Annotated in this window: 6 protein-coding genes; 3 read left to right on the forward strand and 3 right to left on the reverse strand. The window is 64.6% G+C overall.

Annotated elements, in window-relative coordinates:
* Positions 1 to 65 precede the first annotated feature (65 nt).
* Together ACXJL8_RS26070 and ACXJL8_RS26075 are read right to left on the reverse strand one after the other, a co-directional pair.
* A complete protein-coding gene (locus tag ACXJL8_RS26070) occupies positions 66 to 458 on the reverse strand; it encodes a hypothetical protein (RefSeq protein ID WP_456618593.1) in 393 nt (130 codons plus the stop codon).
* A 91-nt stretch (positions 459 to 549) separates the two neighbouring features.
* Positions 550 to 1,722, reverse strand: coding sequence for an MFS transporter (locus ACXJL8_RS26075; RefSeq protein WP_456618594.1), 1,173 nt, complete (start codon positions 1,720 to 1,722; stop codon positions 550 to 552).
* Between the two features lie 184 nt (positions 1,723 to 1,906).
* Between ACXJL8_RS26075 and thrS the strand changes: the two genes are divergently transcribed.
* The 3 genes from thrS (at position 1,907) to ACXJL8_RS26090 (ending at position 5,941) form a co-directional block, all read left to right on the forward strand.
* Positions 1,907 to 3,961: a threonine--tRNA ligase gene (gene thrS, locus ACXJL8_RS26080; RefSeq protein WP_456618595.1), complete on the forward strand. Its 2,055-nt coding sequence runs from the start codon at positions 1,907 to 1,909 to the stop codon at positions 3,959 to 3,961.
* A 93-nt stretch (positions 3,962 to 4,054) separates the two neighbouring features.
* On the forward strand, positions 4,055 to 4,618 hold the full coding sequence (locus ACXJL8_RS26085) for a nitroreductase family protein (protein WP_456618596.1): 564 nt from the start codon (positions 4,055 to 4,057) through the stop codon (positions 4,616 to 4,618).
* 63 nt (positions 4,619 to 4,681) lie between these two features.
* Positions 4,682 to 5,941: a serine hydrolase domain-containing protein gene (locus ACXJL8_RS26090; protein WP_456618597.1), complete on the forward strand. Its 1,260-nt coding sequence runs from the start codon at positions 4,682 to 4,684 to the stop codon at positions 5,939 to 5,941.
* Here the strand turns inward: ACXJL8_RS26090 and ACXJL8_RS26095 are convergent.
* The gene (locus tag ACXJL8_RS26095; protein ID WP_456618598.1) at positions 5,927 to 8,389 is read right to left on the reverse strand and encodes a putative bifunctional diguanylate cyclase/phosphodiesterase; all 2,463 of its coding nucleotides are present in this window, start codon (positions 8,387 to 8,389) and stop codon (positions 5,927 to 5,929) included. The genes ACXJL8_RS26090 and ACXJL8_RS26095 overlap by 15 nt on opposite strands.
* Positions 8,390 to 8,556: the final 167 nt, after the last annotated feature.

The following is an 8,556-nucleotide window of genomic DNA, read 5'->3' on the forward strand; positions in this document are numbered from 1 at the left end:
ATTCAGAGCGGTGCTGAGCCGGATCAGCGACTAACCGTCCGACTCGAACCCACAGCGCTTGATTCTCAGTTCTTGGGCAGCTTCGGAATGCTCTCGGCAAAGCCGTTGAAGCAGGCCAGCCGCTCGTCCTCTTCCTTGAAGAAGCGGCAATCGGCGTAGCCCTTGGCCTTCGCCGGCTTCGGCTTCGGCGCCGGCGGAATCACCGCGTCGTAGCAGTTGAGACGGTCCTTGGTGCCGTCATCGAGGTCGAGACAGGCCTGGAGCCGTACCGCGATCGATTGCGGCTTGCCCTTCGGCGCCGCGGCGGCAGGCTTTGCAGCCGCCTCCTTGGTGCCCTCTTTGGTCCCCTTCGGCTTGACCTGCACCAGCGGCTTGTCCCCCACCATCGGTGGCTTGTCGGTTTGTGCGAACGCGGAGGCTGAATAGAGCACCGCGGCAACCGCCAAAATCATCCTCATTTCAGTCAACTCTCTTTGGTCCCCATGCCTCGCCTTCTAGCGCCCTCCCGCGCGGTTTGCCAAGCGCCTTGCGCACAGGAAAACGCTGCCTTCAGGCCGGAGCGGCAGCAGCCGGCCGCGGCCGGGTCGACATGACCAGGACCAGCGCCACAATGACGAAGCCGACCGCCACGAAGCCGAGCGTGTGCAGCAGTTCGCGGGCGAACAGCAGCCCGCCGACGGCGGAGCCGACAGCCTGGCCGATATAGAGGACGGACGTGTTGAGCGCGACGGTCGCCGATGCAAGCGGCGGCGCGGCCGCGACCAGCCGCACCTGCTGCATCGAATTGGTCGAGGCAAAACCCAATCCCCAGATCGCGACCGCGAACGCCATCAGAACGAGGGTGCCGGCGCTCAGCGCCCACCCCGTGATGCCCGCCAGCAGCAGGCAGGTGAACAGCAGCGAGGTCCGGTAGGGCCCCCTTGTATCGACAATGCGCGTTGCGATGACGACGCCGAGGAAGCCGCAGACGCCATAGATGCCGAACACCAGGCCGATCGCATCCGGGCTCGCCTCGGTCAGCTTCTTGAGCAGCGGGCCCATGAAGGTGAACACCACGAACTGTCCGGACATTTGCAGCATGGTGATCGCAAGCAGGAGCAGAATCGTTCTGCTGCGGCCGACCGCCGCCCAGGTCTTCAAATCCACCGGCGTGCCCTTCAACCCGCCAGGCAGGCGCATCAGCAGCAACAGGAAGCTGACACAGCCGAGCGCGCCGATCTCGCCATAGGCCGCGCGCCAGCCGTAGCGGCTGGCGATGAAGGTGATCAGCGGAAGACCCACGGCGGCAGCCAACGACCAGCCGAGAAAGATATAGGCGATCGTGCTGCCGCGCCGCTCGACCGGCACGATCAGCGCCGCGGTGCCGGCGGCCTGCGGCGTGTAGAGCGCACCGACCGCAAGCATCGCGAGGCGGATGACGAGGAGGCTCGTGTAGTCGGGTGCGAACGCCGAAGCCAGATTGCCGGCGGCAAGCACGGCGAGCGTCGTTGCGAGCAAGGTCCGCCGCTCGATGCGGCTGGTCAGCCACGCCGTCAGCGGCGAGCCGATGCACAGCGTGATCGCGCCGAACGTGATCAGGAGCGCGGCCGCATGGATGCTGATCCCAAGCCCCGCCGACAATTCCGGCAGCATCCCTGCCGGCGCCAGCACCGAGCAGCCGGTGACGAAATTTCCGAGCATCAGGGCGGTTGGCACGAAACGGCCGGCGCGGGCACTTTCCATGCAGGTGCATGTAGAGGAGACTCCCGGCCTGTTAAAGGGCCTCTGCGAAATAGTTGGTGCGCGACGGCGGCTTTACGGCCGATTTTCTTGGAATTGCCGGATTGCACAGGCCGAATCGCCTGATATATCGCTCGTTCCCGCTTACCTGCGCTCGTTCGCAGGAGTGAGCCTCAGGAGAAAAKCAATGACCGACCAGCCCAAGGACCAACCCAAGTCCGAATCCGGCTTCCAATACAGCCTCAGCAATTTGAGACCCGTGACCCCGCCGGAAAAGATCACCCTCACCTTCCCCGATGGCGCCCGGCGCGAATACGCCAAGAGCATCACTGGCCTTGAGATCGCCAAGGGCATCTCGCCGTCGCTGGCCAAGCGCACGGTGGCGATGGCGCTCGACGGCGAACTCGCCGACCTCAACGATCCGATCGAGGCCGACGCCAAGATCGAGCTGGTCAACCGCGACGATCCGCGCGCGCTCGAATTGATCCGCCACGACTGCGCGCACGTGCTGGCCGAGGCCGTGCAGTCGCTGTGGCCGGGCACCCAGGTCACGATCGGCCCGGTGATCGAGAACGGCTTCTATTACGACTTCTTCCGCAACGAGCCGTTCACACCGGACGACTTTGCCGCGATCGAGAAAAAGATGCGCGAGATCATCGCGCGCGACAAATCCTTCACGAAAGAGGTTTGGGATCGCGAAAAGACCAAGCAGGTGTTCCGCGACAAGGGCGAGGCGTTCAAGGTCGAGCTGGTCGACGCCATTCCCGGCACCGAGCCGATCAAGATCTACTACCAGGGCGACTGGTTCGATCTGTGCCGCGGCCCGCACATGACCTCGACCGGCAAGGTCGGCAACGCCTTCAAACTGATGAAGGTGGCCGGCGCCTATTGGCGCGGTGATTCCAACAACCCGATGCTGACCCGCATCTACGGCACCGCCTTCGCCAAGCAGGAGGACCTCGACGGCTACCTCAAGCAGATCGAGGAAGCCGAAAAGCGCGACCATCGCAAGCTCGGACGCGAGCTCGACCTCTTCCACTTCCAGGAGGAAGGCCCGGGCGTGGTGTTCTGGCACGCCAAGGGCTGGACCATCTTCCAGCAGCTCATCGCCTATATGCGGCGGCGCCTGACTGGCGACTACAGCGAGGTCAACGCGCCGCAGATCCTCGACAAGTCGTTGTGGGAGACCTCGGGCCATTGGGGCTGGTACCGCGAAAACATGTTCGCGGCGCAGTCGGCAGGCGACGAGGCCGAGGACAAGCGCTGGTTCGCGCTGAAGCCGATGAACTGCCCCGGCCACGTGCAGATCTTCAAGCACGGCCTGAAGAGCTACCGCGACCTGCCGTTGCGGCTCGCCGAATTCGGCGTGGTGCATCGCTACGAGCCGTCGGGCGCCATGCATGGCCTGATGCGCGTGCGCGGCTTCACCCAGGACGACGCGCATGTCTTCTGCACCGAGGATCAGCTTGCGGACGAGTGCCTCAAGATCAACGATCTCATCCTGTCGACCTATGCCGATTTCGGCTTCACCGGCGATCTCACCGTCAAGCTGTCGACCCGACCGGACAAGCGCGTCGGCACGGACGAGATGTGGGATCACGCCGAGCGCGTGATGGCGACGGTGCTGCGCGAGATCCAGTCGCAGAACAACCACATCAAGACCGAGATCAATCCGGGCGAAGGCGCCTTCTACGGGCCGAAGTTCGAATACGTGCTGCGCGACGCCATCGGCCGCGACTGGCAGTGCGGCACCACGCAGGTCGACTTCAACCTGCCGGAGCGGTTCGGCGCGTTCTACATCGATCATGACGGATCGAAGAAACCGCCGGTCATGGTGCACCGCGCGATCTGCGGTTCGATGGAGCGCTATATCGGCATCCTGATCGAGCACTATGCCGGCAACTTCCCGCTCTGGCTCTCGCCGGTGCAGGCGGTGGTCACGACCATCACCTCGGAAGGCGACGAGTACGCCAAGCAGGTCATGGAAGCCGCACGGCGTGCCGGTCTGCGGGTCGAGATCGACCTGCGCAACGAAAAGATCAACTACAAGGTCCGCGAGCACTCGCTGGCCAAGATTCCGGCGCTGCTCGTGGTCGGCAAGAAGGAGGCCGAGACGCATTCGGTCTCCGTCCGCCGCCTCGGCAGCGACGGGCAGAAGGTGATGCCGACGGCCGAGGCAATCGCCGCCCTGGTCGAGGAAGCAACCCCGCCGGACGTCGTGCGGGCACGGGGCGCGGCCTGACCTCTGAAATCGGTCTAAACTCGCTTTCGGTTGCGGGCGTGCATTCCTATGTGAGGACTGCACGCCCGACGACCAGCCGAAGAGGATACCGCAGTGCCCGACGCCATTGAACTCCTGAAGACCCGCCGCTCGGTCAAGCCGCGCGAGATGACCGGGCCCGGCCCTTCGGCGGCCGAGCTCGAGACGATCCTCACCATCGGCGCGCGCGTGCCGGATCACGGCAAGCTCACGCCCTGGCGCTTCATCATTTTCGAAGGCGATGCGCGCCAGCGCGCCGGCGAGGTGATTGCGAAGGTGTTTGCCCGGAAGAATCCGGGCGCACCGGCGGCCGATATCGAGACCGAGCGGAAACGGCTCACCGATGCCCCGCTGGTGATCGGCGTGGTCAGCTTCACCAGGCCGCATCCGAAGGTACCGGCCTTCGAGCAGGAACTGTCCGCGGGCGCCAGCGCCATGAACATCGTCACGGCCGCGACCGCGCTCGGCTACGGCGCCTGCTGGCTCACCGGCTGGTTCTCCTTCGATCGCGACGTGCTGGACGGGTTTGGCCTCAAGCCGGACGAAAAGCTCGCCGGCCTCGTTCACATCGGCACGCCGACCAAGCCGAGCGAGGATCGTCCGCGACCGTTCCTTTCGGAAATCGTGACGCGATTTTAATCGATGGCTTGTTGACGCCTCGAACGTCTTGCGGCTTTGATCCCGGCCAGGGAGGAAGCCCGGATGAGACGTCGCGAATTTCTGGTCGGGGCCGCGCTGTTGGCCGGCACGATGGCGCGAGGCCGTGCCGCCGACATCCCCGCGCCGTCGCCCGACGGACTCGAGCGCATCACCGCATATTTTGACAACGAGGTGACGAGCGGCCGGCTGCCGGGCGCGGTGATCCTGGTGCAGCAGCACGGCAAGCCGGTCTACTTCAAGACCTTCGGCGTACGCGACACCAGGACCGGCCTCGCGATGACGCCGGATACGATCTTCGCCATCCACTCGATGACCAAGCCGATCACGTGCCTTGGCGCGATGATGCTGATCGACGAGGGCAAGCTCGCGCTCACCGATCCCGTGTCGAAATACATTCCCCTCTTTGCCGACACCAAGGTGGGCGTGGAGCCGGACGGCAACTCAAAGCTCGAACTCGAGCCGCCGATCCGTCCCGTCAACATCGAGGATCTGCTGCGGCACACGTCGGGCATCAGCTACGACTATATCGGCGCCCCCTGGGTCATGCAGGTCTACACCGCCGCCAATATTTTCGAGGGGCCCTTCAACAACAGACAATTCGCCGACCGCATCGCCAAGCTGCCGCTGACGCGTCAGCCCGGGACGCTGTGGCGCTACGGCCATTCCACCGACGTGCTCGGCGCCGTCATCGAGATCATCTCGGGGCAGACGCTGTACGAATTCCTCAAGCAACGCATTCTCGATCCGCTCGGGATGAGCAGCACCAAATTCGTGCTGAAGACGCCCGAAGAGCGCGCACGGATGGCACGGCCGCTGCCGAACGACCCGATCCTGCTCGCCGGCGAGCGCGACCGTCTCGACCATCCCGAATGGGAGTCCGGCGGCGGCGGGCTACTCTCGACCATCACCGATTATCAGCGTTTCTCGCAGATGCTGCTCAATGGCGGCAAGTTCGAGGGCAAGCGTTACCTCAGCCCCGCCGCGTTCAAGGCCATGACGACCGATCAAATCGGGCCCGGCTCCGGCGTCGGACGCGATTATTTCTATTTTCCGGGCGACGGCTTCGGCTATGGCTACGGCATCGGTGTGCGGACCGATCCCGGCAACGCGAAACCGCCGCCGCCCGGCTCGATCGGCGAGTTGAAATGGGACAGTGGCAGCGGCACCTATTTCGGCGTCGATCCCAAGCTCGACATGGTCTACATCATGATGCAGCAGACCCAGAACGAGCGCAGCCGCATCACGCCCGCCTTCAGGGCGCTGGTCTACGACACCTTCCCGCCCGCGCTACGCCGCCCGTGAGGCACGCTGGCCGAAATCGGCAAGCAACTTGGCGATCTCGGCGGCGGGCCGCGCCGCGCTGAACAGAAAACCCTGCACTTCGTTGCAGCCTTCGGCGCGCAGCCAGTCGAGCTGATCCTCGGTCTCGACGCCCTCCGCGGTCGTGGTGATGTTGAGGCTGCGCCCGAGCCCCGAGATCGCGCGCACGATCGCGACGCAATCGGGCCGCTGCGCCAGGTCCTTGACGAAGGAGCGGTCGATCTTGATCTTGTCGAAGGGGAAGCTGCGCAGATAGCTCAGGCTGGAATAGCCGGTGCCGAAATCATCCATGGAGATGCTGACGCCAAGCTCGCGCAACTGATGCAATATCGCGAGATTGGCATCGGTCTCGGCCAGGAAGATCGACTCGGTGATCTCCAGCTCGAGCCGCCTGGGTGACAGGCCCGACTGCGCCAGCGCCGAGATCACGACCTGGACCAGGTTGCGGCTGCGGAACTGTGCGGGTGACAGATTGACCGCGACCTTGACGTCGGCCGGCCATTTGATTGCTTCGGCGCAGGCTTCGCGCAACACCCACTCGCCGAGCTGGGAGATCAAGCCGATGTCCTCGGCGACCGGGATGAATTCCGCCGGCGAGATCATGCCCTTGTCGGGGTGATGCCAGCGCAGCAGCGACTCGAAGCCGGAGATGCGGTCGGACGCGATCGACACCAGCGGCTGGTAGTGCAACTCGAACTCGCCATTGGCGAAGGCGCGGCGCAGATCGAGCTCCATGTCGCGCCGCTTCTGCGCCTGGAGGTCCATCTCGCGCTCGAAGAAATGGTGCACGCCGCCACCGTCCGACTTCGCCCGATACAGCGCCATGTCGGCGTTGCGCATCAATTCCTCCGACGTCACGCCGTCGCCCGGCGACAGCGCGATACCGATGCTGGCGCCGATCACCATCTCCTGGCCATCGAGGTCATAGGGCGCTCTCAGCATGTCGATCAGCAAGGTCGCGCAGGCACTGGCCTCGTTCGGCGAAACGTCGGCCGCGAGGATCACGGCGAATTCGTCGCCGCCGAGACGCGCCCCAAGATTGGCGCCGCGGACGGCGGTGGTCAGGCGTTCGGCGACTTGCTTCAGCAGACGGTCGCCCGCCGGATGCCCGAAGGAATCATTGATGTTCTTGAACAGGTCGAGATCGATATAGAGCACGCCGACCCGCTTGCCTCCGGCCTGGGCGAGCGTCTGTTTCAGACGTTCCTGGAAATATTCGCGGTTCGGAAGGTCGGTGAGCCCGTCATGGTGAGCCATGTGGGCGATCCGCGCCTCGGCCTTGCGCCGCTCGGTGATGTCGACCACCGCGACCAGGTAACCGTCGCGATCGTCGAAGGCAACGCGGCGGCCGAAAGTGAGCACCTCGATCTCGCTGCCGTCGGCGCGCAGATGCCGCCAGTTGCGCGAGGAGTGATAGGTTTCGCCGATGCGTTCGAGCGCCTCGGCGTGGCTGTCCCATTCGTCCTGCGGCCAGATCTCGTGCAACGTCATGCGCAGGAAGGCGGCGCGGCTGTAACCGTAATGCTGGACCGCGGCGTCGTTGACGCTGAGGAATTCCTTGGTTTGTGCGTCGAACACCCACATCGGCATCGGGTTGTTGTCGAACAACAGGCGGAACGAGGCGTCGCGCCGTTTCAGCGCGGTGACGTCCGAGATAGTCAGCGAGACCACGTCGGCGAAGGCGGTGGCGCTAAGCCGGAGATTCCGCCCCTCGCTTTCGATCTCGAGCTGTTCGCCGCGACCGCCGGAAACAGCCTTGAGCAGAAACTTGATGATGTCGGGCGAGGCGAGCAAATTGTCCCCCTCGCCGATCCGGCGCCATTGCAGGCCCGCGCTGCCGGCCCTCAGCAGCAATGCTGCACTCTTGTTGTGGTGCACGACCTGAAGATCAAACGGCCGTCCATTGGCGTCGCGCAGCGTCGCCAGCGAGACGACCGCATCGTCGGTCGAGGAAAAGATTGCGTCCAGCAGATTGTATTGCGTACCGCGCTCGTTGACGTAAGCGCCGACCAGCGTGGCGCCCCAGCGCGAGGCGGTCGGCAGCGCCAGCAGATCGTAGGTCCTGACCATGCCGTCGCGCACGCAATGCGCGCTGGCATGATGCGGCCGCCCGTTCGCGAGCGCGCTCGCCGCTGCTTCCGACAGCGCCGTGGCGCAATCGGGCGGCAGCTCCGCCAAAGGAATGTCCCAGCGCTCCTCGCCGAGCCATTTCTGCACGTAACGTCCGCTGCGCGACAGCTCGAGCGCGCCATCGCCCTTGAGCAGCGCGATGTGGTCGGCGAGCCGTCCGAGGCTGCCGAGCATGACGTCCTCGTAGCGCGGCAGCCGTTCGCCCGGCTTCAACGCGGCACGCCATTTGCGCTGAAGCACCGGTATGTCGTCGAACATTTCGGTGGCCGGTTTTCCCGGCGCTTTCTTCGCGGCACTCATTGCAGTCCCCAACGCACTATCCCGCCGCATCCAACGCAGGCCCGCTTAATGGCTTGTAAAGAACGTGCAGGCGCGGGTTTCCATCAGTGATTATGACAGTTTTAAGTCGGGCGTTGGTTAGCGCGCGTTAGAGACTATGACGGTTGTGTTCGAGGTGAGCGTTGCCA

Source organism: Bradyrhizobium sp. P5_C11_2 (assembly GCF_054049755.1).